25 protein-coding genes are annotated in these 24819 nt (G+C 72.0%); 17 read left to right on the forward strand and 8 right to left on the reverse strand.

Annotated elements, in window-relative coordinates:
* Positions 1-2: 2 nt before the first annotated feature.
* From ACH414_RS32445 to ACH414_RS32470, 6 genes are all read left to right on the forward strand, one after another.
* Positions 3-890, forward strand: coding sequence for a DUF5936 domain-containing protein (locus ACH414_RS32445; RefSeq protein WP_382548400.1), 888 nt, complete (start codon positions 3-5; stop codon positions 888-890).
* 8 nt (positions 891-898) lie between these two features.
* Positions 899-1474: a response regulator transcription factor gene (locus ACH414_RS32450; RefSeq protein WP_386568163.1), complete on the forward strand. Its 576-nt coding sequence runs from the start codon at positions 899-901 to the stop codon at positions 1472-1474.
* 90 nt (positions 1475-1564) lie between these two features.
* Positions 1565-1786: a Flp family type IVb pilin gene (locus ACH414_RS32455; protein ID WP_386568165.1), complete on the forward strand. Its 222-nt coding sequence runs from the start codon at positions 1565-1567 to the stop codon at positions 1784-1786.
* A complete protein-coding gene (locus ACH414_RS32460) occupies positions 1786-2457 on the forward strand; it encodes a pilus assembly protein TadG-related protein (protein ID WP_398944599.1) in 672 nt (223 codons plus the stop codon). Before ACH414_RS32455 ends, ACH414_RS32460 begins: the two co-directional genes overlap by 1 nt.
* Positions 2458-2514: 57 nt before the next feature.
* Complete coding sequence (locus tag ACH414_RS32465; RefSeq protein ID WP_391770148.1) at positions 2515-3066, forward strand: hypothetical protein; 552 nt, start codon at positions 2515-2517, stop codon at positions 3064-3066.
* Between the two features lie 10 nt (positions 3067-3076).
* Positions 3077-3679, forward strand: a complete 603-nt coding sequence (locus ACH414_RS32470; protein ID WP_382548289.1) for an OmpA family protein — start codon at positions 3077-3079, stop codon at positions 3677-3679.
* 112 nt (positions 3680-3791) lie between these two features.
* Here ACH414_RS32470 and ACH414_RS32475 read toward each other — a convergent pair whose 3' ends face one another.
* Positions 3792-4775 carry a hypothetical protein gene (locus tag ACH414_RS32475; protein ID WP_398944601.1) on the reverse strand — a complete coding sequence of 328 codons (984 nt, stop codon included), beginning with the start codon at positions 4773-4775 and terminating at the stop codon, positions 3792-3794.
* A gap of 169 nt (positions 4776-4944) precedes the next feature.
* On the opposite strand from ACH414_RS32475, the gene ACH414_RS32480 reads away from it, so the two are divergent.
* Both ACH414_RS32480 and ACH414_RS32485 read left to right on the forward strand, forming a co-directional pair.
* The gene (locus tag ACH414_RS32480) at positions 4945-5301 is read left to right on the forward strand and encodes a hypothetical protein (RefSeq protein ID WP_382548295.1); all 357 of its coding nucleotides are present in this window, start codon (positions 4945-4947) and stop codon (positions 5299-5301) included.
* A 31-nt stretch (positions 5302-5332) separates the two neighbouring features.
* Positions 5333-6601, forward strand: coding sequence for a hypothetical protein (locus tag ACH414_RS32485; RefSeq protein ID WP_398944602.1), 1269 nt, complete (start codon positions 5333-5335; stop codon positions 6599-6601).
* Here ACH414_RS32485 and ACH414_RS32490 read toward each other — a convergent pair.
* Complete coding sequence (locus tag ACH414_RS32490; protein ID WP_382548299.1) at positions 6573-6947, reverse strand: DUF192 domain-containing protein; 375 nt, start codon at positions 6945-6947, stop codon at positions 6573-6575. The two genes, ACH414_RS32485 and ACH414_RS32490, sit on opposite strands and share 29 nt — an antisense overlap.
* Before the next feature lie 43 nt (positions 6948-6990).
* On the opposite strand from ACH414_RS32490, the gene ACH414_RS32495 reads away from it, so the two are divergent.
* Together ACH414_RS32495 and ACH414_RS32500 are read left to right on the forward strand one after the other, a co-directional pair.
* Complete coding sequence (locus ACH414_RS32495; protein WP_382548300.1) at positions 6991-7737, forward strand: prepilin peptidase; 747 nt, start codon at positions 6991-6993, stop codon at positions 7735-7737.
* Positions 7738-7762: 25 nt separating this feature from the next.
* Positions 7763-9289 carry a DUF2079 domain-containing protein gene (locus tag ACH414_RS32500; protein ID WP_391770144.1) on the forward strand — a complete coding sequence of 509 codons (1527 nt, stop codon included), beginning with the start codon at positions 7763-7765 and terminating at the stop codon, positions 9287-9289.
* Between the two features lie 389 nt (positions 9290-9678).
* Here the strand turns inward: ACH414_RS32500 and mgrA are convergent, their stop codons facing one another.
* Positions 9679-10716, reverse strand: coding sequence for an L-glyceraldehyde 3-phosphate reductase (gene mgrA, locus ACH414_RS32505; RefSeq protein WP_382548304.1), 1038 nt, complete (start codon positions 10714-10716; stop codon positions 9679-9681).
* A 109-nt stretch (positions 10717-10825) separates the two neighbouring features.
* On the opposite strand from mgrA, the gene ACH414_RS32510 reads away from it, so the two are divergent.
* The 5 genes from ACH414_RS32510 (at position 10826) to ACH414_RS32530 (ending at position 16540) form a co-directional block, all read left to right on the forward strand.
* Entirely contained in the window at positions 10826-11587 is a 762-nt protein-coding gene (locus ACH414_RS32510) for an isoprenyl transferase (RefSeq protein ID WP_382548306.1), read from the forward strand.
* 311 nt (positions 11588-11898) lie between these two features.
* A complete protein-coding gene (locus ACH414_RS32515; RefSeq protein ID WP_382548308.1) occupies positions 11899-13221 on the forward strand; it encodes a PhoH family protein in 1323 nt (440 codons plus the stop codon).
* A 342-nt stretch (positions 13222-13563) separates the two neighbouring features.
* The gene (locus ACH414_RS32520; RefSeq protein ID WP_382548310.1) at positions 13564-14274 is read left to right on the forward strand and encodes a transglycosylase SLT domain-containing protein; all 711 of its coding nucleotides are present in this window, start codon (positions 13564-13566) and stop codon (positions 14272-14274) included.
* A 98-nt stretch (positions 14275-14372) separates the two neighbouring features.
* Positions 14373-15857: an AI-2E family transporter gene (locus ACH414_RS32525; protein ID WP_398944607.1), complete on the forward strand. Its 1485-nt coding sequence runs from the start codon at positions 14373-14375 to the stop codon at positions 15855-15857.
* Positions 15854-16540, forward strand: coding sequence for a hypothetical protein (locus tag ACH414_RS32530; protein ID WP_398944608.1), 687 nt, complete (start codon positions 15854-15856; stop codon positions 16538-16540). The genes ACH414_RS32525 and ACH414_RS32530 overlap by 4 nt, the downstream gene beginning before the upstream one ends.
* 76 nt (positions 16541-16616) lie before the next feature.
* On the opposite strand, the gene ACH414_RS32535 is transcribed toward ACH414_RS32530, so the two are convergent.
* Together ACH414_RS32535 and ACH414_RS32540 are read right to left on the reverse strand one after the other, a co-directional pair.
* A complete protein-coding gene (locus ACH414_RS32535; protein ID WP_398944610.1) occupies positions 16617-17150 on the reverse strand; it encodes an alkyl hydroperoxide reductase in 534 nt (177 codons plus the stop codon).
* 2 nt (positions 17151-17152) lie between these two features.
* Positions 17153-17707, reverse strand: coding sequence for a peroxiredoxin (locus ACH414_RS32540; protein WP_382548316.1), 555 nt, complete (start codon positions 17705-17707; stop codon positions 17153-17155).
* Positions 17708-17858: 151 nt separating this feature from the next.
* On the opposite strand from ACH414_RS32540, the gene ACH414_RS32545 reads away from it, so the two are divergent.
* Complete coding sequence (locus ACH414_RS32545) at positions 17859-18803, forward strand: hydrogen peroxide-inducible genes activator (RefSeq protein ID WP_382548318.1); 945 nt, start codon at positions 17859-17861, stop codon at positions 18801-18803.
* On the opposite strand, the gene ACH414_RS32550 is transcribed toward ACH414_RS32545, so the two are convergent.
* The 3 genes from ACH414_RS32550 to ACH414_RS32560 are packed head-to-tail and all read right to left on the reverse strand — an operon-like array spanning position 18790 to position 22339.
* The gene (locus tag ACH414_RS32550; RefSeq protein ID WP_382548319.1) at positions 18790-21138 is read right to left on the reverse strand and encodes an FtsX-like permease family protein; all 2349 of its coding nucleotides are present in this window, start codon (positions 21136-21138) and stop codon (positions 18790-18792) included. The genes ACH414_RS32545 and ACH414_RS32550 overlap by 14 nt on opposite strands.
* Entirely contained in the window at positions 21135-21818 is a 684-nt protein-coding gene (locus ACH414_RS32555; protein ID WP_382548321.1) for an ABC transporter ATP-binding protein, read from the reverse strand. Before ACH414_RS32555 ends, ACH414_RS32550 begins: the two co-directional genes overlap by 4 nt.
* Positions 21815-22339: a PadR family transcriptional regulator gene (locus ACH414_RS32560; protein ID WP_382548323.1), complete on the reverse strand. Its 525-nt coding sequence runs from the start codon at positions 22337-22339 to the stop codon at positions 21815-21817. The genes ACH414_RS32555 and ACH414_RS32560 overlap by 4 nt, the downstream gene beginning before the upstream one ends.
* Positions 22340-22569: 230 nt before the next feature.
* On the opposite strand from ACH414_RS32560, the gene ACH414_RS32565 reads away from it, so the two are divergent.
* Complete coding sequence (locus ACH414_RS32565) at positions 22570-24765, forward strand: transglycosylase domain-containing protein (protein ID WP_382548324.1); 2196 nt, start codon at positions 22570-22572, stop codon at positions 24763-24765.
* The last annotated feature ends 54 nt before the right edge of the window (positions 24766-24819 follow it).

Genomic DNA, 24819 nt, shown 5'->3' on the forward strand with positions numbered 1-24819 from the left:
CCATGGACCTGCTGCTCGCCCTCCTCGCCGGGCTCGCCGTCGCCGGTGCCTGCTACGGCATCCGCCTCTACCGCGCGGACGCCAAGCTGCCCTCCGACCTCCAGCTCGCCCTGGAGGTCGGCGCCACCCGCACCGGGGCCGTCGACTCGCTCGTCGACCGGCTCGGCATGCGCTGGTCGCCGGCCGTGCTGCGGCTCATGGGCCCCAAGCGGGTCAACGCGGTCCGCCGCAGGATCGACCTCGCGGGCAACCCCGGGGGCCTCACGATCGACCGGTACGGGGCGCGGCGCGCCGTCTACGGCGCCCTCGGAGGCTTCGGCGGGCTGCTGATGCTGAGCAGGGGCTCGGTCCTGGCGGCGGTCCTGCTGCTCGCCTTCGGGGCGTTCTGGACCGAGGTCGGCATCTGGTCCGCGGTCCGCATCCGCAAGGACCAGATCGAGCGGACCCTCCCCGACTTCCTCGACGTGCTCGCGGTCGTCGTCTCGGCCGGGCTGGGCTTCCGGCAGGCCCTGGAGCGGGTGGCCGACAAGTACGAGGGCCCGTGGGCGGACGAACTGCGCATCACCCTGCGCCAGATGGACATGGGCGTCAGCCGCCGCCAGGCCTTCGACGAACTGCGCAGGCGTAACGACTCGGAGCAGGTGGCGCAGTTCGTCACGGCGCTCCAGCAGGGCGAGGAGCTGGGCGCGCCGATCGTCGACACGCTCATCCAGATCGCCAACGACATGCGGCGCACCGACGCCCAGAACGCGCGGCGCAAGGCGGCGAAGGCGGTGCCCAAGGCGACGATGGTGATCACGACCCTGATGGTCCCGGCGACGATGATCCTGCTGGGTGCGGGCCTGTTCCTCGGCACGGGCACCGACTTCGGCTCGATCACGGGCGAATGAGGGCCGTGATGCTGGGAGTCCTGGTGGTGAGCGCGAACCCGGTCGTACGGGCCGGCCTCACCGCCCTGCTCGGCGCGCACCCCGACATCCGCGTCCTCGCGGAGTCCCCGGACCCCCACACGGCCCGCACCACGGCCCGCCGCACCGCCCCGGACCTGATCCTCCTGGACGGCACCCCGGAGGCGGCCCCCGAACTGGGCCTGCTGGCACCGGTGTTGCGCCTGTCGCACACGCGGGCGGGGGAGGGGTGCCTGGTCCACGGGGAGTTCACGGTGGCGGAGCTCTTATCGGCGGTGCGTGCGACTGCACACACTGGCGCGAGGCCAACCGTCTCGAATATATTGCGTTTCAGAAATCCAGCTTCGCAAGTGCAATCAGATGTGGGACGGTTCGGTCTGAGTGTGAGGGAGGCGGAGGTGATGGACCTGATCGCGTCGGGCATGACCAACCAGCAGATCGCGGCCACCTGCCACATCACCGAGAAGACCGTCAAGAACCACATCAACCGCATCTTCGCCAAACTCGACAGCACCACCCGCGGCGAGGCCATCGCCTCCTGGCTCGGCACGAGGACGGCGTCATGACTACCCACCGTGATTGGGCCTACGGACCCTGTGAACACCCCGCCTCCGAGGCGTACCCTGCCCGCGTCGCCGGACACGGAGGGGAACACCATGAACGACGCGCTGCTGAAGCTCCTGACCAAGGCCAGGATCCACGCGGGAAGTTGGCCCACGAGGCGGTCCACCGGGAGGGGGGACCGGGGGCAGACGGCGGTGGAGTACCTGGGGATCATCGTGGTGGTGGTGGCGATCGTGGTGGCGATCACCGGAACGGACATCGGATCCTCGATCAAGGCGGCGATCACGAACAAGATCGCCCAGCTCACCAAGTAGTGCCGGCCGGCAGGGATCCGGAGGCCGGCCAGGCCTTCCCCGTCTACGTCACCGTCGTGGCGGGTCTCCTCTTCCTCGCGTTCGTGTACTTCGCCGTCGGGCAGGCGGCGGCCACGCGCAACATGGGACAGACCGCCGCCGACTCCGCCGCTCTCGCCGCGGCCCAGGACGCGCGCGAACAGCTTCGGGACGGCTGGCTCGACGTGATCCTCGACCCGGACGCCTGGGGCGCCTATCTGCGGGGCGAGGAGTACGACACGGCATCCGCCTGCCGGTACGCGGCGGAGTTCGCGGCGAAGAACGACGCCGAACTCTGGGACGGGGGATGTGTGCGCCTGTCGGGCGAGGAGGGGTTCCGCGTGCGGATCCGCACCCTCGGCACCGTGGGCAAGTCGCTCGTCCCCGGAACGGAGGACCGGCACGCATCGGCGACGGCGACCGCCGTCCTGGAACCCCGCTGTGCCTTCGAGGCCCCTGAACCGCCACCGCCACCGCCCCCCACGACTCCGGCCCCGTCGGGCTCGGCCACCCCTGCGCCGACGCCCACCCCCAGTCCCGAACCGGAGCCGATCACCGGCCTCGTCTGCGACGGCGTCGAGTGGACGATCGACCCGGAGCGTCCCCGGCTGCCCGATGCCGCCGACCTGTTCACCGTCCGACTGGCCGACTGACGAACGAAGGACCCTGTTCACATGAGAGTGCGGTACGCAACGAAGGCCGGCAGAGGAGTGGCCACGGCTGCCATCGCGGCCGGACTGATCCTCGGCCTCGCCGGCTGCGGCGCTGAGACGCAGCAGCCGCCCCAGGACAAGCCGAAGGCCACCACGACGACTCCCCGGAACACGGCCAGCGGCAACACCCGGCCGCAGTCCGAGGAACCGGCCGAGCCGATCGCCGTGCTCAAGGGACAGGAAGGGTTCGAGCTGGCGATCACCTCGGCCGAGCGGGACGCCGGTGGATTCCTCACCGTCAAGGGCTCGTTGAAGAACACCTCCGACCAGCCGCGGGCCGTCCCCGTGGGCACGCGGGGCAACGAGACGGAGGTGCTGAAGCACGGCAACTCCCTCGGCGGAGCCACGCTCGTGGACATGCAGGGGAAGAAGCGCTACTACGTCCTGCGCGACACGGACGGACGGCCGCTGACCACCACCGGACTGGACATCCTCGGCGCCGGCGAGGCGGCCGAGGTCTTCATGCAGTTCCCCGCCCCACCCCCCGCCACCACCGACGTCTCCCTCCAGCTCCCCACCTTCGACCCCGCCACCATCAAGCTCTCCTGAGGGCGCAGCCATGACGACGACATCCCGCCGCCTCGCCGCTCTCGCCGCCGGTGCCGTGCTTCTGGTCGGGGGTTCGGGGGCCGCTCGGGCCGACGATCCGCCCGGGTCCACGTCCAGTGGGTCACCGCCGCCCGCCATCGACGCGAACTCGCCCGCGCTCATGCTCCCCGACGGCGCCACCCTCGCGCCCGCAAAGATCCTCGACATCAAGCAGATCGTCGAGGAGGAGGGCGGCGAGCAGCGCCGTGAGGACACCAACGTCGACGTGACGTTCGCGCTCCAGGCCGAGGTGCTGTTCCCGAAGGACAGCGCCCGGCTGAGTCCCTCCGCCACCGCGCGGATCGCCGCCATCGCCGCGGAGATCAACAAGCAGGGGTCGAGCCGCGTGCGGGTCTTCGGCTTCACCGACAACCTCGGGTCGTACGAGCACGGCCTGAAGCTCTCCAAGCAGCGGGCCGACGCCGTGCAGCTGGAGCTCGCGAAGAACCTCGACCCGGGCAAGACCTTCGACATCCGCGGCTACAGCGAGGACTATCCGATCGCCGACAACTCCACCGAGGAGGGCCGCAAGAAGAACCGCCGCGTCGAGGTCTCCTTCCCGCGGACCGGGTAGCGGCCGATGCGCAGGGTCGTGGCCGCCGCGCTCGCCGCGGGGGTGCTGGGAGGCGGCGCGGCCTCCGCGCCCGCACCGCCCGCCTACCGCACCGCCCGCCCCCGCCCCGTCGTCACCGCCCGCCGCCGCCGGCCCCGGGGGCGGCGCGCGGCAGCGGGGCGAGGGAGTCGAGTGCCTCCCGGATCAGTGACGTCATCCGCTCCGGGTGGTCGAACACCTCGCGTGCCGTGAAGCGCAGCACCCGCCGGACCCCCGGGCAGTTCTGGAGCTCGTTGAAGCGCCGTACGTCCCGCTCGTGGGCCGTGCGGGTTCCGTGGAAGGCGAAGCCCTCGATCTCGACGGCCAGGCCCGCGGCGCGGAAGTAGAAGTCCGGGTGCAGGGAACGGCCCGCGGCCGTGCGGAGGGTGGGCTGGACCTCGGGGTGCAGCCCCGCATCCCCCATCCGCAGCCGCGCCACCGTCTCCGCGGGCGAGCCCGAGCCGGCCTGGGCCAGCGGCAGCCAGCGGCGGGCCCGCGGAGCGCCCGGCCGGCGCGGCACCGCGAGTTGTGCCGCCAGCTCCTCCCGGTCGACGACCGGCTCCCGGCGCAGGCCCGCCACGAAGCGGCGGGAGAGCGCCGAGTCCGCGACCACCACCGCCGCCTCGCGCGTGGCGGCGGTCCGTATCAGGTCGGCGACCGTACGGGCCGGGCTCGTCACCCGCAGCCCGCGCCGCACCGAGCAGTCCTGGTCCGTCAGCCGGCCCGCCGTCCCGTACAGCCGTGTCCCCGCTCGTATCCGGCCACCGGACGCGCTGCCTCCGCGCGCCGTGAACTCCAGCGGATCCGGACCCTCCGCCCCGCCCGTCAGCAGCTCGATGCGGTGCAGCGCCGCCGCCGTGCGATGGCTGCACACCAGGTCCGGGCGGAGCAGCTGGACCGCCGTCGCCCGCACCCTCCAGTCCACCTCCTTCCCCGGGACCGCCCACGCGCCCCTGCAGATCCGCTGCCAGCCCTCCCCGCGCAGCCGTCCGTCGAGACGGCCCCGCGGCCAGCCCGCGGCGAGCGCCCACATCGTGAGGAGCACCCCGCCCCGGGCCAGTGTCACCAACTCGTACATACGAGCAACGATCCACGGATGGGGGATCTTTCGCACCCCCTGTGGAAAACCCGGCATAAGACGTCGTCAGGAAAGCGCAAAAGTGACGGGACGGGGCACTTCAGGAGGCGCATGCTGGTCCGGAGAGCAACAGCTTCAGAGTGTTCGCGACGTCCGAAATGGGCAGCCGATGACGACCACGACCCCGAGCGTGCAACTGGTCAGCGACCTCGTCGCCCGGATCCCCGAGTTCCGTGACGCATACGAGTCGCACGTCTTCACCCAAGGCGGTGTCCTGCCGCACGTCTTCTTCTGGGACGTGGTGCAGGGCACCGTCAGCTCCTTCCTGGAGGACCAGGACCGCTGGCGGCGGACCCTGGACTTCCTGGAGGAGCAGAGCTGCCGGGGCGTCCTCGGCATCGACGAGGTGATCGTCACCTCGTTCCTGGGCGACCTGCCCTCCCCGCCGGAACCCGGGCACGAGATTGCGGGGCAGCTGGGGCCGGTCCTCGCCGCCAAGTTCCTGCGGATCCGACCGCTGGGATAGGCGTCCGGCGGGCCCGGACATAATCGAGCACATGTCCCGCACCACCCACGCCCCGCCCTGGCTCGCCCTCGGCGGCTATGCCGCCACGCGTCTGATCGGTCTCGCCGCCCTCTTCACCGTCGCGGCCGCCACCGGCAAGGACGGGCTGCACCGGCTCATGGGGCGCTGGGACGCGGTCTGGTACGCCCGGATCGCCGAACACGGCTACGGCTACCAGGTCACCCTGCCCCGCGGGGACGTCCACGCCGACCTCGCCTTCTTCCCTCTCTTCCCCGCGCTCGAACGGGCCGTCTCCGCGGCCCTGCCCGTCGACGCGGCGACGGCGGGACTCCTCGTCTCCTGGACCGCCTCGCTCGCCGCCGCCTGGGGCATCTACGAGGTCGGTGCGCGGGTCGCGGGGGAGCGCGCCGGGGTCGTGCTGGCCGTCCTGTGGGGCGTCTACCCGACGGCGTTCGTGCAGTCGATGGCCTACACCGAGACGCTCTTCACCGCGCTCGCCGCCTGGTCGATCCTCGCCGTGCTGCGCGGGCGCTGGATCCTGGCGGGCGCGCTGTGCGTGCTCGCCGGGCTCACCCGGCCGACCGCCGCCGCGCTGATCGCCGCGATCGGGATCACCGCCCTGGTCACGGTCGTACGGGAGATACGCGCCGCCCGCGCCGACGTCGCCATCCGCACCCCGCGCGCGGACGTCACCGCCCGCACCGCCCGCACCGCCCGCGCCGACGCCACCGCCCCCGCAGGAGTCGGCCCGGGCGCCGAGCCGGCCGCCGAGCCCGGCCCCGCCCCTGCCCCCGCCCCCGTGCCCGGCCTCGCCCGCCGCCTCGCCCCCGTCATCGTCGGCGCCCTGCTCGCGCCGCTCGGCTGGCTCGCGTACATCGTCTACGTCGGCGTCCGGCAGGGCAGCGCCACCGCCTACTTCGACGTCCAGGCCGCCTGGGGCAACTCCATCGACGGCGGCGTCGCCCTCGCCCGCTTCATCGCCGGCCTGCCCTGGCCCGCCGCCCTCGGGCTGTGCGCCGCGCTCGCCCTGCTGGGCTGGCTGCTCGCCCTGTGCGTGCGGCAGCGGCAGCCGCTCCCGCTGCTCGTCTACACGGGCGCCGTCGTCGCCGTCTCGCTCGTCGGCGCGGCCTACTTCGGCTCCCGGCCGCGTCTGATGATGCCCGCGTTCGGACTGCTCCTGCCGCCCGCCGTGGCGCTGGCCCGGCTCCGCCCCCGTACCGCCGTGCCGGTGCTTGTCGTGCTGGCCGTCGGTTCGGGCGTCTACGGGGCGTTCACGCTCCTCGGCTCCGGTCCACCGTGAGCCGTACGCCCCGGCGCAGCCCCCAGTCGGCCATCGCGCCGCCCGCCGCCTCCAGGACGTGCCGCCCGCGCGGGCGGATCATGCCGAGCCGGCCCGGCCGCATGGTGACCACGTCGAGGACGGTCAGCGAGCGGTCCAGATAGGCGACGTCGATCGTGAAGCGCATGCCGAAGGTGTGCACGCTGTTCGTCGGCGTGATGAGCAGCGCGCCCGCGATCCCGTCCCGGCCCAGCAGCCCCCGCCGCCGGGCCCGATAGGAAGCCGCGATCTCCAAAGGCACCGCCCCGCCCGGAGTCCCGAGCGTCCCGGAGCCGTCACGCCAGCGCTTGTCAACAGTCCTGCCCATGAGCCCTCCCCAGGCCCCCGACCCTAGCCCTAGGGTCGGGTCCATGGACGCCGTCCGGATCACCCTCGTCGTGGCCGCCGCCCTGTGGGGCGCGGCCGCCGGACGGCTCGTGCCCCGGGCCGCGTACCGGCTCTCCGTCGCCCCGGACGAACCCTGGCGCGACCGCTGCCCCGCCGGCCACCGCTTCGCCGGACCGGCCCGCGGCTGGCTCGGCGGCCCGGGGCGGTCCGGCTGCGCCACCAGTCCCGCGCCGCTCGCCGCACCGCTGCTCACCGCGTTCGCCTGCGCCGCGCTGGCCGCGGCCGTCGGCGTCCCCCGGCCCGAACTGCTCGTGTGGCTCCTGGCCGCGCCCTTCGGCACCCTCCTCGCCTGCGTCGACCTGCGCGTCCACCGGCTGCCCGACCCGCTGACCCTGCCGCTCGCCGCCGCGCTGCCGCTGCTGCTCGCGGTGGCCGCGCTCCTGCCGTACGCGGCCGGGTCCTGGGCGGGCGCCCTGCTGGGCGCGCTCGCCCTGGGCGGCGGCTATCTGCTGCTCTTCCTGATCCACCCGGCCGGCATGGGCTTCGGCGACGTCAAGCTGGCGGTCCCGCTCGGCGCCGCCCTCGGCTGGTACGGCTGGGGCGTGCTGTTCGCGGGGGCCTTCGCGGGCTTCCTGCTCGGCTCGCTCTACGGGCTCGCCCTCGTCCTCACCCGCAGGGCGGGCCGCGGCTCCGCGATCCCGTTCGGCCCTTTCATGATCGCCGGTGCCCTCCTCGGCCTCCTCCTCGGCGCGTTCACCGCGATCCCCTGAACGGCCACCCCTAGCATCACCCCATATGCGGACAATCCTTGAGAAACCGGCATCAGTCGCGCGCGGTCCGGAACGTACCGCCCCCACCCCCTGGTACCGGCGCCCCGCCCTCCTGCCCTGGGTTTGGGCCCTGGTCCTCTGTCTGCTCTACTCGACCGTCGCCGTGCGCCGCCACCAGCTCATGCGCACCACCGGCTACGACCTCGGCATCTTCGAACAGGCCGTCCGCGCCTACGCCGAACTCCGCGCCCCCGTCGTCCCCTTGCGCGGCGACGGCTTCAACCTCCTCGGCGACCACTTCCACCCGCTCCTCGCCGCCCTCGCCCCGCTCTACCGCCTCTGGCCCTCCCCGCTCACCCTGCTCGTCGCCCAGTCCGCGCTCCTCGCGCTCGCCGCCGTCCCGCTCGTCCGCTGGGCCGACCGCGCGCTCGGCCGCCGGGCCGCCCATGTCGTCGCCCTCGGCTACGGGTTGAGCTGGGGCGTGGCGTCCGCCGCCGCCTTCGACTTCCACGAGGTCACCCTCGCCGTCCCGCTGCTCGCCTGCTGTCTCGAAGCGCTCGGCCGGCGCCGCTGGCGGACCGCCGTCGCCTGGGCCGCGCCGCTGCTGCTGGTCAAGGAGGACCTGGGCCTCACCCTGGCGGCCGTCGGCGGCTACATCGCCCTCACCGGCCGCGCCTCCCGCGGCGCGCTCCGGCTCGGCCTGGCCACCGCCGCCGCGGGGCTGCTCGGCTCGCTGCTGGAGATCAAGGTCCTGCTGCCCGCGCTCGACCCCGGCGGCGGCTACGCGCACGGCGGCAACCTCGCCGCCGCCCACGGCTCCCTCCTCGGCGCCCTCGCCCACGCCCCGCTCGACCTGCTGCGCCCCGAGACCAAGGCCACCACCCTCGTGCTCGTCTTCGCGCCGTCCGCGCTGCTCGCCCTGCGCTCCCCGCTCGCGCTGCTCACCCTGCCCACCCTCGGCTGGCGGCTGGCCTCGGAGAACGGCTTCCACTGGGGCACGGCCTTCCACTACAGCGCGATCCTCATGCCCGTCGTCTTCGCCGCTCTGATCGACGTCCTCGGCCGGGAGGGCGACCCCCGCAGGCTCCGCGCCCCGCTCGTCACCGTGCTCGCCGTGACGGGCGTCCTGCTGCCCTCGTTCCCGCTGGCCCAGCTCGCCCAGCGGGCCACCTGGCACTCCACCGGCCATCTGCGCGCCGCCCGCGCCCTGCTCGAGGAGATCCCCGACGGGGCGACCGTCGCCGCGTCCAACCGGCTGGCCCCGCAGCTCACTTCGCGCTGCACCGTCGTCCTCTTCCCGACCTTCCCGGTCGGCGGACGCCTCTACGCGTACCCCGCAAAGGACCTGCCGCCGCCGACCGCCGAGTGGATCATCCACGACAGCCAGGCCCCGGAGGCCTGGCCGTACAAGCCCGGACACTGGCCCTACCCGCTGCCCCAGCAGCTCGCCGAGCTCCGGGCCGCCCAGCGCGACCAGGGTTACGAAATGGTCGCCCGCCGTGACGGCATCACCCTGCTGCACCGCGCGCGGGCTCCGCGCCCCCGGTCCTGACCTGCGGCGCCGCGTCAACCGGGCGACATGACGCGGGGGTCCCCCGTGGGAGGTACCGATTCCGCCGCCACGCCCGGGCGCAAACCCGCCACGGGGCCCTACAGCCCTTGTGCCGCTTGGGCTCCACCGAATCCGCGCCCCACTGGTCGGCGCACGTGGCACGCAGCACGACTAATGAAGGGTTATGGTGGAAACCCCCCCTCGGGCCGGTCCGTATCCCCCCCACGGACCGGCCCGTTTTCTTTCTCCCGGGCCCCGAGAGCGAGGCGCACGGAGCCCCGATAGCCGAGATGCACCGGGCCCCGAGAGCCGAGACGCACCGGGCCCCTGAGGACGAGACGCCCCCGGCCCCTGAGACCCGGCACGCCCCGGGCCTCCGAGGCGCCGCGTCAGCCCCGGCCGGCCCAGATGTTGGTGCCCTCGGTGTCGACGGCGAAGGAGTCGATCTCCTCCAGCTCCTCCTCCGACAGCGGAGCACCCGCGAGCGCCGCGATGTTCTCCTCCAGCTGGGCCACGCTCGACGCGCCGATCAGCGCCGAGGTCATCCGCTCGTCCCGCAGCACCCACGCCAGCGCGAGCTGCGCGAGCGACTGCCCGCGGCGCCCGGCGATGTCCGCCAGGCCGCGCAGCCGGCGCAGCACCTCGTCGGAGAGCAGGTTCGGGTCGAGGGACTTGCCCTGGGTGGCGCGCGAGCCCTCCGGAATGCCCTTCAGGTACTTGTTGGTGAGCAGCCCCTGGGCCAACGGCACGAAGGAGATGCAGCCCATGCCGGCCGCCTCCAGCGTGTCGAGGAGCCCGTCGTCCTCGGTCCAGCGGTTGATCATCGAGTACGAGGGCTGGTGGATCAGGGCCGGGACGCCCATCTCCTTCAGGATCCGCGCGGCCTCGGCGGTCTGCTCGCTGGTGTAGGAGGAGACGCCCACGTACAGCGCCTTGCCCTGCTGGACGGCGGAGGCGAGCGCCCCCATCGTCTCCTCCAGCGGGGTGTGCGGGTCGAAGCGGTGCGAGTAGAAGATGTCGACGTAGTCGAGGCCCATCCGCTTCAGCGAGGCGTCGAGTGACGACATCAGGTACTTGCGGGACCCCCACTCGCCGTACGGGCCGGGGTGCATCAGATAGCCGGCCTTCGTCGAGACGATCAGCTCGTCCCGGTAGGGCGCGAAGTCCTGGGCGAAGATCTTGCCGAAGTTCAGCTCGGCGGAGCCGGGCGGCGGGCCGTAGTTGTTCGCCAGGTCGAAGTGGGTCACGCCCAGGTCGAAGGCGCGGCGCAGGATCGCCCGCTGGGAGTCCAGGGTGCGGTCGTCGCCGAAGTTGTGCCACAGGCCCAGCGAGATCGCGGGAAGCTTGAGCCCGCTGCGGCCGGTGCGCCGGTACTCCATGGAGTCGTAGCGGTTCGCGGCGGCGCGGTACAGGGGGGAATCAGTCACGTATCTCTCCCTATCACGGACTTGTGACAGTCCCGGGCTGGGAGGCCGTGACCCGTGCGCAGTAATGTGGCGGCTTCGGGGGCCGACACTCATGGAGGGGTAAAGAACGGTGAACCTGCGTGACCTGGTGTACGGGCTGTACGCACGCCGGGTGGAAGGCCGACTCGACCACGCCCAGGTGCCCAAGCACATCGGTGTCATCCTCGACGGCAACCGCCGCTGGGCCAAGGCCGCCGGCGGCACCCCCGAGCAGGGTCACAAGGCCGGTGCCGACAAGATCCAGGAGCTGCTCGGCTGGTGTTCCGAGACGGACGTCGAGGTCGTCACGCTCTGGATGCTCTCCACCGACAACCTGAACCGCCCCGAGGAGCAGCTGGTCCCGCTGCTCGCGATCATCGAGGACGCGGTGCGCGCGCTCGCCGCCGACGGCCGCTGGCGGGTGCACCACGTGGGCACCATGGACCTGCTGCCGGCGCGCACCCAGTCCGTGCTGAAGGAGGCCGAGCAGGCCACCCACGACAACACGGGGATACTCGTGAACGTCGCGGTGGGCTACGGCGGCCGCCAGGAGATCGCCGACGCGGTCCGCTCGCTGCTCCTGGAGCACGCCGAGAAGGGCACGAGCTTCGAGGAGCTCGCCGAGATCGTCGACGTCGAGCACATCTCCGAGCACCTCTACACGCGCGGCCAGCCCGACCCGGACCTGGTGATCCGCACCAGCGGCGAGCAGCGCCTGTCCGGTTTCATGCTGTGGCAGAGCGCGCACTCCGAGTACTACTTCTGTGAGGTGCACTGGCCGGCCTTCCGCAAGGTCGACTTCCTGCGGGCGCTGCGCGACTACGCGGCCCGGCACCGCCGTTTCGGCTCCTGACCCGGCACGGCGGACACCGGCGCACCCCTCGTCACTCCTTGTTCATGAACACGCCGTCATATGCCATGGCATGACGGCGTGTGTTCGAGGGCATATCCCTGGTGAAGTGAGCGGCACGGAGACCGCCACCCGGGAGGCCCTTTGCACCAGGACGACCGTGCAGGACATGTACGGACGACGCGGAGGGCCGGAGCTCGGCCCGCGCATCGCGGCCTGAGCCCGGTCCCATTCCGCAGCGACGACGGCTCCACCGTGTACGGAGCCGCCGCACCCCGACCTCACAGGGGTCCTCGAAGGGGGTCTGTCCTTCCGTGGTGACCAGCACTAAGCGCCGCTTGTCCGACAGGCGCACCTATGTTCTCGACACCAGCGTCCTGCTGGCCGACCCGAGCGCGATGTCCCGCTTCGACGAGCACGAGGTCGTGCTCCCGATCGTCGTGGTCACCGAGCTGGAGGCCAAGAGGCACCACCCCGAGCTCGGTTACTTCGCCCGGCAGGCCCTGCGCCTCCTCGACGACTTCCGGGTCCGGTACGGACGCCTCGACTCCCCGCTCCCCATCGGGGACCTGGGCGGCACGCTCCGCGTCGAACTCAACCACTCGGACCCCGGTGTCCTCCCGGCCGGCTATCGGCTGGGGGACAACGACTCACGGATCCTCGCGGTCGCGCGCAACCTCCAGGCGGAGGGGTACGACGTCACGGTCGTCTCCAAGGACCTGCCGCTGCGCATCAAGGCCTCCTCGGTCGGCCTCCTGGCGGAGGAGTACCGGGCGGAGCTCGCCATCACGGACTCCGGCTGGACCGGCATGTCCGAACTGGCCCTCTCCGCCGACCAGATCGACATCCTCTACGACCAGGAGACGCTCTACGTGCCGGAGGCGGCCGAGCTGCCCGTGCACACCGGCCTGGTCCTCCAGTCCGAGCGGGGCAAGGCGCTCGGCCGGGTCGCGGCCGACGGCGGCGTCCGGCTGGTGCGCGGCGACCGGGAGGTCTTCGGCATCCGCGGCCGCAGCGCCGAGCAGCGCATCGCCCTCGACCTGCTGCTCGACCAGGAGGTCGGCATCGTCTCGATGGGCGGCCGGGCCGGCACGGGCAAGTCGGCGCTCGCGCTCTGCGCGGGCCTGGAGGCGGTCCTGGAGCGCCGTCAGCACCAGAAGGTGATGGTCTTCCGTCCGCTGTACGCGGTCGGCGGCCAGGAGCTCGGCTATCTGCCGGGCACCGAGGCCGAGAAGATGAGCCCCTGGGCCCAGGCCGTCTTCGACACCCTCTCGTCCGTGGCGGGGCGCGAGGTGATCGAGGAGGTGCTCGGCCGGGGGATGCTGGAGGTGCTCCCGCTCACCCACATCCGGGGGCGCTCGCTGCACGACGCGTTCGTCATCGTGGACGAGGCCCAGTCCCTGGAGCGGAACGTGCTGTTGACCGTTCTGTCCAGGATCGGGTCGAATTCCCGAGTCGTCCTGACCCATGACGTCGCCCAGCGCGACAACCTGAGGGTCGGGCGGTACGACGGAGTCGTCGCCGTGGTCGAGAAGTTGAAGGGCCATCCGCTCTTCGCGCACGTCACCCTCACCCGCTCCGAGCGCTCGCAGATCGCCGCGCTCGTGACCGAAATGCTGGAGGACGGCCAGATCTGACCTGGAAAATCCCGTAGTTGGCGCCGCCCGGCAAAGCGCAGGAGCTTAGCCGGGCGGCGCCGCGTTGTCCCGCGTATCGGCCAAAACCCGTGCGCCCGCCCTGATGTGAGCTTTCACACGCAGCACGGAATTGCCTTGCGGTGTCGGCGTCCGGCAGAGTCTTGCTTCCGTCAGGCCCCGCATACGGCACACGTGCACCCTCAGGGGTGCAGCACCACACAACTCAACAGCCGTCAGCCGTATGCCGCCCACAGCACCACGGGCCCGTGTCTTCTGTGACCCATTAGTTCGGAGACCAGCGTCAGGGGCACGATTTCGCCCGCTTGGTCACCTGTGCGGGCGATGCTGGAAGGAAACCGTGTGAGCCGGATCTCGGTCCGGGGATTCGCGGTGGCTTCGGCCACTGCGGTCACCACTGTCGGCGCCGTCGTCGGCGTTGCCTCGGGCAATGCCGCGCAGCCCTCGGACGACAACTTCGAGGCCACCGCGGCCGACGCCACGCTGCTCGCGGACATCCCCGCGGGCGAGCAGGCCCAGGTACAGGTCTCCTCGCTCTCGGAGCAGGCCGACGTCCAGGCCGCTGCCGCCGACTCCCTCGCGCGCAAGTCCGCCGAGGAAGCCGCCCGCATCCAGGCCGCCAAGGACGCCGAGGCCAAGAAGAAGGCGGCCGACAAGGCCGAGCAGGAGCGCAAGGAGGAAGCCGAGCGCGCCAGCCGTTCCGCCGTGCGCGACGCCTCCAGCTTCTCCGCCCAGGGCTCGTACAGCGTCTCCGAGGTCAAGGCGATCGCCCGCCAGATGATCCCGGCCGACCAGTTCCAGTGCTTCAGCAACATCGTGGACCACGAGTCCGGCTGGAACTACCGCGCCACCAACGCCTCCTCGGGCGCCTACGGCCTGGTCCAGGCCCTCCCCGGCTCGAAGATGTCCTCGGCCGGCGCGGACTGGCAGACCAACCCGGCCACCCAGATCAAGTGGGGCCTGAGCTACATGGACGGCCGTTACGGCAGCCCCTGCGGCGCCTGGTCGTTCTGGCAGGCCAACCGCTGGTACTAGTACCGGCAGCGCTCAACTTCGCGAAGCCCCCCGCCGTCCTACGGTGGGGGGCTTCGTGCGTGTAGGTTCGGGGATCCGAGGGGGGAGAGGGATAGAGCATGTCGAGACTGCCAGGATGGCTGAACCGGCTGGGCGCGAGCCTCAGCCGCATGGGCGCGCGCCTTGACGAGCGCCGCGCGGAGGCCGAACGCGAGGACCCGCTGGGCCCCTACGACCTTCCGGACGCCCCGGTCTACCCCCCCTCACCCGCTCCCGCCGCCGTGACCGCCGCCGTCGCCGAGCCGGGCACCCGGCCGGCCGCCGGCGGAGGCACCGGCGAGGACATCGGCAAGGACGGCGGCAAGGGCGGCGGTACGGCGCCGGAGCCCGGCGGGGCCACGGCCCTCGTCCCCTCCGTCCCCGCACCCCCCGCCTACGCGCCGGCCGTCGCGGCCCGCCCCGACCCGGTCGCCGCGATCCCGTGGGGCATGCGGGTCGCCGCCGAGGCCGGCTGGCGGCTGCTCGTCCTGGCCGGCACGGTCTGGGTCCTGATGAAGGTGATCAGCTCCGTCCAGCTGGTCGTGCTCGCCTTCGTCGCCGCCCTCCTCATCACCGCGCTGCTCCAGCCCACCGTCGCCCTGCTGCGCCGCAAGGGCCTGCCCCGCGGTCTCGCCACCGCCGTCACCGCGGTCTCCGGCTTCGTGGTGATGGGCCTCGTCGGCTGGTTCGTGGTCTGGCAGGTGATGGACAACATCGACAACCTGTCCGACCGGGTCAGGGACGGCATCGAGGAGCTCAAGCGCTGGCTGCTCGACAGCCCGTTCCATGTGACCGAGTCGCAGATCAACGAGATCGCCAAGAACCTCAGCGACACCATCGGCGCCAACGCCGAGCAGATCACCTCCGCCGGACTCCAGGGCGTGACCGTGATCGTCGAGGCGATGACCGGGATCCTGCTCGCCATGTTCTCGACCCTCTTCCTGCTCTACGACGGGCAGAAGGTCTGGGAGTGGACGCTGAAGCTGGTGCCCGCCCAGGCCCGACCGGGTGTGGCCGGTGCCGGCCCGCGCGCCTGGCGCACCCTCACCGCGTACGTCCGCGGCACGGTGCTGGTCGCGCTGATCGACGCCGTCTTCATCGGCCTCGGGCTCTACTTCCTCGAGGTGCCGATGGCGGTGCCGCTCGCCGTCTTCATCTTCCTCTTCGCCTTCATCCCGCTGGTCGGCGCCGTCGTCTCCGGTGCTCTCGCCTGTGTCGTCGCGCTCGTCACCAACGGGGTGTTCACCGCCCTGATGGTGCTCGTGGTGGTGCTCGCCGTGCAGCAGATCGAGGGCCATGTGCTCCAGCCGTTCATCCTCGGCCGGGCCGTCCGGGTGCACCCGCTCGCCGTGGTCCTCGCGGTCGCGGCCGGCGGACTGACCGCCGGCATCGGCGGCGCCGTGGTGGCCGTCCCGCTGGTCGCCGTCGCCAACACGGTGGTCGGCTACCTCCGCGCGTACAGCCACGAACAGGCGCTGCGGGCCGCGCCCGAACCGCGCGGCGCCACCGCCCACCAGGTCGCGCCGACCCCGGCGCCGGGCGCGGTCGAGCGGGTGGACGGATGATCTCGGAACCGGAGCTCGTCGGCGGTACGGACTTCCCCGAGGCGGTCGCCCCGCTGCCCCCGCAGCGGCACGAGCCGAAGCCGCCCCGGGCCCGCCGCCCCTGGCTGTGGGCGCTCGGCGGGGCGGTCGCCGCCTCGGCGGTGTGGGCCGGAGCCCTCGCCGTGCACGAGCGGCAGGACGAGGCCGAGGGGCCGGACCTGCGGGGGTACCGGGCGCAGGAGGACCCGTGCGCGAAGGCGGTCCTGCCCGGGCTGACCTCGGCGTTCGGACCCAAGAAGGAGAGCACCAACCCGCTCACCCAGGACCACCCGGCGCTGTTCCGGGCGGAGTGCTCGGTGTCCCTGGACGCCAAGCCCACCCCGTACGACGTGCTCGTCACCTACACACTGCACCGGGTCACCGACCCGCGCCCGGAGTTCGAGGCGCAGATGGCCGACCCGCTGCAGGGCGGCGGCGACCGCATCTCGGGCGTCGGACAGCTGGCGTACGTCAAGGAGGACGAGGCCGGCACGATGGAGCTGCACGTCCTGGACGGGCACGCGGTCGTCTCGTTCTCGCTCTCCCCGGTCCTGACCTACGAGGAGGACGGCCCGCAGCCCGCGCCGCCCGAACTCGACCCCGCCGCCACCCGCACCTTCCTGGTGGAGGACATGAACGCGCTGCTGGCGGCGCTCAGGAAATAGCGCCGCCGACAGCACGAAGGGCCCCGGGGCGTGCTGCGCCCCGGGGCCCTTCGTGCGCTCGTCGCGCGGACCGGCCCTACTCGGCCAGGACCGCCTCGGCGTCCAGCGTGACGCCGACCGCCTGGATGACCGCGGCGATCTTCACGGCCTCCTGGATCGTCTCGCGGTCGACACCGGACTTGCGCAGCACCTGCTCGTGCGAGTCCAGGCACTGGCCGCAGCCGTTGATCGCGGAGACGGCCAGCGACCACAGCTCGAAGTCGACCTTGTCGACACCCGGGTTGCCGATGACGTTCATCCGCAGACCGGCGCGCATCGTCCCGTACTCCGGGTCCGACAGCAGGTGCCGGGTCCGGTAGAAGACGTTGTTCATCGCCATGATCGCGGCGGCCGACTTGGCGGCCTGGTACGCCTCGGGCTTCAGGTTGGCCTGGGCCTCCGGCTCCAGCTCCTTGAGGACCTTCGGCGAGCGCGAGGCGATCGCGCAGGCCAGCACCGTGCCCCACAGCTGCTGCTGCGGGAGGTCGCTGTTGCCGATGACCGAACCGAGGTTCAGCTTGAGGTCCTTGGCGAAGTCCGGGACGGCGGCCTTCAGCTCATCGAGCGCCATGCTCACTCACCGGCCAGGAGCTTGCCGGCGTCCAGGGTGTCCTCGCCCTTGTTCCAGTTGCAGGGGCACAGCTCGTCGGTCTGCAGGGCGTCGAGGACCCGCAGGACCTCCTTGGGGTTACGGCCGACGGAGCCCGCGGTCACCATGGTGAACTGGATCTCGTTGTTCGGGTCGATCACGAAGACGGCACGCTGGGCGAAGCCGTCCGCGCCCTCGACGCCGCAGTCGCGCATGAGCTCGTGCTTGGAGTCGGCGAGCATCGGGAAGGGCAGGTCACGCAGGTCGGCGTGGTCCTTGCGCCAGGCGTGGTGGACGAACTCGGAGTCACCGGAGACGCCGAGGATCTGGGCGTCGCGGTCGGCGAACTCGTCGTTCAGCTTGCCGAAGGCGGCGATCTCGGTGGGGCAGACGAAGGTGAAGTCCTTCGGCCAGAAGAACACCACGCGCCACTTGCCCTCGTAGGACTTGTGGTCGATCTGCTCGAACTCCTTGCCGCTCTCCAGCGACACGCAGGCGGTCAGGTCGTAGGTGGGGAACTGGTCACCGACAGTGAGCACGCGCTCTCCTTGCAGTTCGGAAGATGCCCTTTTGGGGTCTTCCGTGAGGGGTTGGACGGATCCCAGCATGGCACGGAGTGCATTGATCAGTGAAATAGCTAGACTGGGTCAGGTTGATCGAAGGTGGTTATCAGTGATTCCGGCCCGACGGGTGAAACAGCCCAGCCTCTCCCAGCTCAGAGCCTTCGTGGCGGTCGCGGAGCACCTCCACTTCCGCGATGCGGCAGCGGCCATCGGCATGAGCCAGCCCGCCCTCTCGGGCGCGGTTTCGGCACTCGAAGAGGCACTCGGTGTCCAGCTCCTCGAGCGTACGACGCGCAAGGTGCTGCTCTCGACCGCGGGGGAGCGGCTCGCGGCCCGGGCCGCCGCCGTGCTCGACGCGGTGGGCGAGCTGATGGAGGAGGCCGAGGCCGCCCAGGCCCCGTTCACCGGCGTGCTGCGGCTCGGGGTGATCCCCACGGTCGCGCCCTATCTGCTCCCGACCGTGCTGCGCCTGGTCCACACCCGCTACCCGGAGCTCGACCTCCAGGTCCACGAGGAGCAGACCTCCTCGCTCCTCGACGGGCTCGCCGCCGGCCGCCTCGACCTGCTGCTGCTGGCGGTCCCGCTAGGCGCCCCCGGAGTCACGGAACTCCCCCTGTTCGACGAGGACTTCGTCCTGGTCGCCCCCGAGGGGCATCCGCTCGCCGGGCGCCAGGACATTCCGCGCGAGGCCCTCAGGGAGCTCAAGCTGCTCCTCCTGGACGAGGGGCACTGCCTGCGGGACCAGGCCCTGGACATCTGCCGCGAGGCCGGCCGCACGGAGGGGGCGCCGGTCACCACCACCGCGGCCGGCCTGTCGACGCTGGTCCAACTGGTCGCGGGCGGCCTCGGCGTGACCCTGCTGCCGCGCACCGCCGTGAGGGTCGAGACGGCCCGCAACGCGGCCCTGCACACGGGCTGCTTCGCCGAACCGGCCCCGTCCCGCCGGATCGCGCTCGCCATGCGCACGGGAGCGGCCCGCAGTCGCGAGTTCGAGCAACTGGCGGGCGCGCTCCGCGAGGCGATGAAGCGGCTTCCGGTACGGATCGTCCCGGCGGGCGCTACTCCGTCCTGAGGCCGTCGGCACGCATGAGCCGCCACAGCAGCGGCAGGCTCGCCACGGTGACCAGCGCGATCAGTGCCGCGCCCACCCCGGCGACCGGCAGGAAGGCCCACCAGTCCTCGACCTGCTTGCCGATCAGTCGCAGCAGTGCCACGCCGAGCGCGAGACCGCCCGCGACCGCCAGGGCGAGGCCCAGGACGATCGGCACCGCCGTCTGCCACAGCACCGACCAGCCGAGCGTGCCGCGCCGGGTGCCGAAGGCGACCAGCGTGGACAGCAGCCGCCTGCGCTCGCGCAGTTGCTCCGCCGTGGTGACCAGCAGCGAGACCGCGACGAGCAGCATGGTCAGCGTGGCGCCGGCCAGGATGCCGGTGCGGACGCTGGTGAACCGGGTGTCGCGCTCCATGTCCTGCAGGGTGCCCACGCGGGTCAGCGGATCGAGGGCCGCGACCGTGTTCCGTACGTACTCCGGGGCGTCGGGCACCGCCGGGTCGAGCCGGATCATGGCCCCGGCCTCGGGGGCGTCGAGCCGGGTGGCGTCGATCGCCTTCGGGGTGGCCAGCACGCCGAACCGGATGAGGCCCATGGGGTCCGGGCGGGCGTCCACGGTGCGGGCCGAGGCCGGGATGCGCCAGGTGGGCGGCGGCCCCGCCTTGTGGGCGACCGGGTCGCGCAGCGCCACCGTGGCGCCCGGCCGGGCGGTCTTGGTCACCCAGGAGTCCTCCGGTCCCTCGACGCCGTGCGCGAGGGCGATGAAGACGTCGCCGTCCGTGCAGGACGGCAGGGTGGCGAACTCGCGCAGGGAGGCGCAGTCGCCGACGGTCATCGAGGTGATCGGGCCGAAGTCCTCGCCCTTGCCCGGCGGACCCGGACGCCACACGTTGGACTCGATCGAGCCGGTGACGGCGGTGACGCCCTTGGTCTTCGCGAGCCGGTCGATGAGCTGCCGGGCCTCCTGGCCGTCGCGGGCGCCGGCCTTGGTCTGCATCTGGGCCCGGGAGGTGTCCATGTTCGTGGGCCGCATGAAGTCGTTCTGGATCGCCTGGAACAGCATCAGCAGGGCGATCGCGCCGGCCGCCGCGACGACGATGCCGCTCACCGCGCGGGCGGCGGTGCCGCTGCTCAGCTGGAGCCTGCGGATGGCGAGTTGCCAGGCCACGGGCCCCCCTTGGACGCGCCGGACCAGCGCCTCCACCAGCCAGGGCAGCAGGGTCGTCAGACCGACGAGGACGACGGTCGCTCCGATGGCGATGCCGGCGGTGTCGATCGAGGTCTCCTCGAAGTCCACGCTCCCCACGGTCGGCACGAGAAGGGCCGCGCCGGCCAGGACGAGGACGAGGCGCCAGGCGAGCCTGCGGGGCTTCGGGGTGGCGGTCCTGACCACGCCGAGCGGCTCGATCGCCACTCCGCGCAGGGCGAAGAGGCTGACCACGACGGCCGCGACGGGCACCGCCGCCACGATCACCCCGGCGAGCCAGGGCACCGGGGAGACATCGCCGGGGAAGGCGTTGACGTCCCAGATCTGCACCGTGCCGGCGAGCTGCCTGGCCGCGGCGAAGAAGCCGGCGCCGACCACGAGGCCGAGCAGCGCCCCGGCGAGGGACTCGCCGGCCGCGATCCGCCGGGTCATGGCGGTGTCCGCGCCGACCAGCCGCAGCGCGGCCAGCCGCCGGTCGCGCTGCTCGCCGCCGAAGCGGACGGCGGTGGCGATGAAGACCAGCACCGGCAGCAACAGCACCACACAGGCGATGACGACGAGCAGCAGCAGGAAGGCGTTCTGCGGTTCCTCGGGCACCGACCAGCCGTAGGTCCTGGCGCGGCCGTCGTGGTTGTCGGTGGTGAGGGTGGCGCTGCCGGCGACGTAACGGAGTTCGGCCGGGCCGATCAGCCCGGGCTCGCCGAGGGTGCCGACCCTTTCGTACGGGATGCGTTCGCGCAGCAGCGCGCCTTCGGGGGAGTCGAGCAGTTCCCCGAGCGCGGGGGAGACCAGCATCCGGCCAGCGCCCGGCAGTGCGGCGGCACCGGGCGGCACCGGGGCGCGCCCGCCCTCGGGCCGCAGCAGCAGTCCCGTGACGCTCTCGCCCCGGTAGACGGTCTCGTTGTTCGCGTACAGAAAGGTGTCCGGGCCGGGCCTGGCGACCTCGTGGCTCGCGTCGGGCTGCCGGGCCGACTCGCGCACCTCCCGCTGGAACAGCATGTTCGGCATCGACGCGGCGACGAGCAGCAGGGCGACGCCGAGGCCGATCCCGGTCGCCGTCAGGGCCGTGCGCAGCCAGCCGCCGCGGCCGCCGGTGACGGCGAAGCGCGCGCCGAGCGCCAGGTCGCGGGCCCAGGTCCGCAGGTTCATGCCGCCCACTCCGTGTCCCGTACGGAGCCGTCGCGGACCACGACCTCGCGGTCGGAGTAGGCGGCGACCCGGGCCTCGTGGGTGACCAGGACGACGGCGGCGCCGGTGTCCCGGGAGGCGTCGGTGAGCAGCCGCATCACCCGCTCGCCGTTGAGCGAGTCGAGCGCTCCGGTCGGCTCGTCGGCGAAGATCACGCGCGGGGCGGTGACGAGGGCGCGGGCCACGGCGACGCGCTGGCCCTGGCCGCCGGAGATCTCGCCGGGGCGCTTCGCGGCCACGTCCTCGACCTCCAGGCGCGTCAGCCAGGCGCGTGCCCGCTCCTCGGCGCTCTTGCGCCGCTCGCCGTTCAGCCGCAGCGGGAGGGCCACGTTCTCGACGCAGGTGAGTTCGGGGACGAGCTGGCCGAACTGGAAGACGAAGCCGAAGTCGGCGCGGCGCAGCGCGCTGCGCTGTCCGTCGGTGAGGGCGGTCAGCTCGCGCCCGTCGTAGTGGATGGTGCCGGCGTCGGGTCGGACGATGCCGGCGAGGCAGTGCAGCAGCGTGGACTTGCCGGAGCCGGAGGGCCCCATCACGGCGACGACCTCCCCGGCGCGCAGCGCGAAGTCGGCCCCGGCGAGCGCGGGCGTCGGCCCGTAGGCCTTGTCGAGCCCGGTCGCCCTGAGCAGCGGTGCGGCGGTCATCGGCGGACCTCCTCGGCGAGCCGGTCGAGGCGGGCCGCGGTCAGCTCCAGCCAGCGCAGGTCGGCCTCCAGGTGGAAGAGGGCGTGGTCGCAGATCAGCTGGTCGGCGAGGTCGCCGTCCTTCTTGCGCCGGGTGAGCTCGCGCATCAGGCGCAGGTGCTCGGTGCGCTGGACGTCGAGGAGCTCGGCGGCCCCGCGCCCGGTGAGCAGGGCGAGGACGACCTTGGTGTAGAGCGTCGACTGGAGGTAGGGCTCGGGCTTCTCGGGGGTGGCCAGCCATCGCGCGACATCGGTGATGCCGGCTTCGGTGATGGCGTAGCGCTTGCGCTCGGGGCCGCCGCCGGCCTCGATGCCGTCGACCTCGACGAGGCCGTTCTTCAGCAGCCGGGACATGGTCGAGTAGACCTGCCCGTAGTGCAGCGGCCGGTCGTGGCCGAACCGCTCGTCGAAGGCGCGCTTGAGGTCGTAGCCGTGGCGCGGGCCGGACTCCAGGAGCCCGAGAAGGGTGTGACCGATGGACATGCCGTCACTGTACATGTCGTGTATACGCACGATGTATAGCCCTGGTGGAACCGCTCGTTCGGGGGCTCTGTGACCGGTGACACACAACCATCCGGGGCTCAGAAGCGTCGGTTCCCTCGGGACCAGGTGCTGATTCTCACGTCCGGTAAATACGGATCGATCGGCCTTTGTCTCCATGGGCGGTGTTAGCTTTCTGAGCTGATTCCACGACGAGCGGAGCGACGGAAGACATGGGCCGAACGAGCAAGGGCCAGGCGAAGAAGGGCGGGCGCATACGCCGTCTCTTCACCTGGAAGAAACTCCTGGGCACGTTCTTCGTGGGGTGCCTGCTCGTCATGGGCGCGTTCTACGCGGTCTACGTGATGGTCCCGGTGCCGACCGCCAACGCCGACGCGACGCTGCAGAGCAACGTCTACAAGTACTCCAACGGCAAGGTCATGGCCCGCACGGGCAAGATCAACCGTGAGATCGTCGGCCTGGAGAAGGTCCCCCAGGACGTCCAGCGGGCCTTCGTCGCCGCCGAGAACAAGACCTTCTACAAGGACAACGGCGTCGACATCAAGGGCACCGTCCGGGCCGCCTGGAACACCCTCACCGGCAAGGGCAAGCAGGGTGGCTCGACCATCACCCAGCAGTACGTGAAGAACTACTACCTGAGCCAGGACCAGACCGCGACGCGCAAGCTCAAGGAAATGGTCATCGCGCTCAAGGTCGACCAGAACATGTCGAAGCCCGAGATCCTGGCCGGTTACATCAACACCAGCTACTACGGCCGCAACGCCTACGGGATCCAGGCCGCCGCCCAGGCGTACTACGGCGTCGACGCCACCAAGCTGAACGTCGCCCAGGGCGCCTACCTCGCCTCCCTGCTCCAGGCCCCCAGCCAGTACGACTGGACCTCCGCCAGCACCGACGGCCGCAAGCTCGTCGAGCAGCGCTGGAACTACGTCCTGGACAACATGGTCGAGGAGGGCTGGCTGGACTCCGGCAAGCGCACCGGCATGAAGTTCCCCGTCCCGCAGAAGCCCAAGGCCCCCAAGGGCATGAGCGGCCAGAGCGGCTACATCGTCGAGGCCGCCAACCAGGAGCTGATGCGCCAGGGCGTCAGCGAGGAGGACCTCAAGGCCGGCGGCTGGACCATCACGCTCAACATCGACGAGAAGAAGCAGAAGTCGCTCGTCAAGGCGGTCGACGACCAGCTGGAGGCCAAGCTCGACCGCAAGGGCAGCAAGAAGCAGGCCACCGTCCAGGCGGGCGCCACCTCCGTCGACCCGAAGACCGGCGCGGTCGTCGCCATGTACGGCGGCATCGGCGCCACCGAGCACTGGACCAACAACGCCACCCGGCGCGACTACCAGCCCGCCTCGACCTTCAAGCCGATCGTGCTCGCCTCCGCCATCGACAACGAGGCCGAGACGCAGGACGGGCGCCGGATCGGGCTCGACACCATCTACGACGGCACCAGCAAGCGCCCGGTCGTCGGCAGCCGCGTCGCCTTCGCCCCGGAGAACGAGGACAACCAGAGCTACGGCCCGGTCACCGTCCAGAAGGCCACCAACAGCTCGATCAACTCGGTCTACGCCCAGATGATCGTGGACGTGACCCCCACCAAGGCCAAGCAGACCGCCATCGGCCTCGGCATGAAGGACGGCGTCGACTTCGGCGCGACCCCGTCGATGTCGCTCGGCGTCATGGGCGCCTCCACCATGGACATGGCCGGCGCCTACGCGACCCTCGACAACCACGGCGTCAAGGTCACCCCGACCCTGGTCAAGTCCGCCGAGCACAAGGACCGCAAGGCCGAGCCGGTGAAGTCGATCGGGGACCGGGTCATCAGCCGCGAGGCCGCCGACACCACCACCAAGGCCATGCAGGGCGTCGTCCAGAGCGGCTCCGGCTTCCGCGCCGCCGGCAACTACGCGGCGGCCGGCAAGACCGGCACCTCCGAGAACAACCGCTCGGCCTGGTTCGTCGGCTACACCCCGGAACTGGTCACCGCCGTCGGCCTGTTCGGCGAGGACGCCAAGGGCGGCCAGGTCACCCTGACCGACACCATCAACGACGGCCGCGCCAACGGCGGCCGCACCCCGGCGCAGATCTGGGGCGCCTACACCACCGACGCGCTCGGCGGCGGCTCCGACGCCACCTTCGACCTGGAGACCGACGGCACCTCCGGCGGCGACGGCACCGTCCCGACCCCGACGGGCACCAGCGACTCGCCCTCGCCGACCACGACGCCCAGCGACGAGGCCACCACCCCGACCCAGCCGCCGACGTCCACGGCCACCACGCCGACCCAGCCGCCCACGTCGACGGCCACGACCCCGCCGGAGCCGACGCCGACCCCGACGAAGACGGACCAGCCGACGATCGAGCCGCCGCCGGACGGCGGCGACGGCACCGTCAACGGCCTCCCGAACCAGTGAGACACGGCGACGGCCGGGCCCCCCGCACAGGGGCCCGGCCGTCGCCCTTCTCGT

The organism is Streptomyces sp. NPDC020422, from assembly GCF_044386705.1.
Taxonomy (GTDB): Bacteria; Actinomycetota; Actinomycetes; order Streptomycetales; family Streptomycetaceae; genus Streptomyces.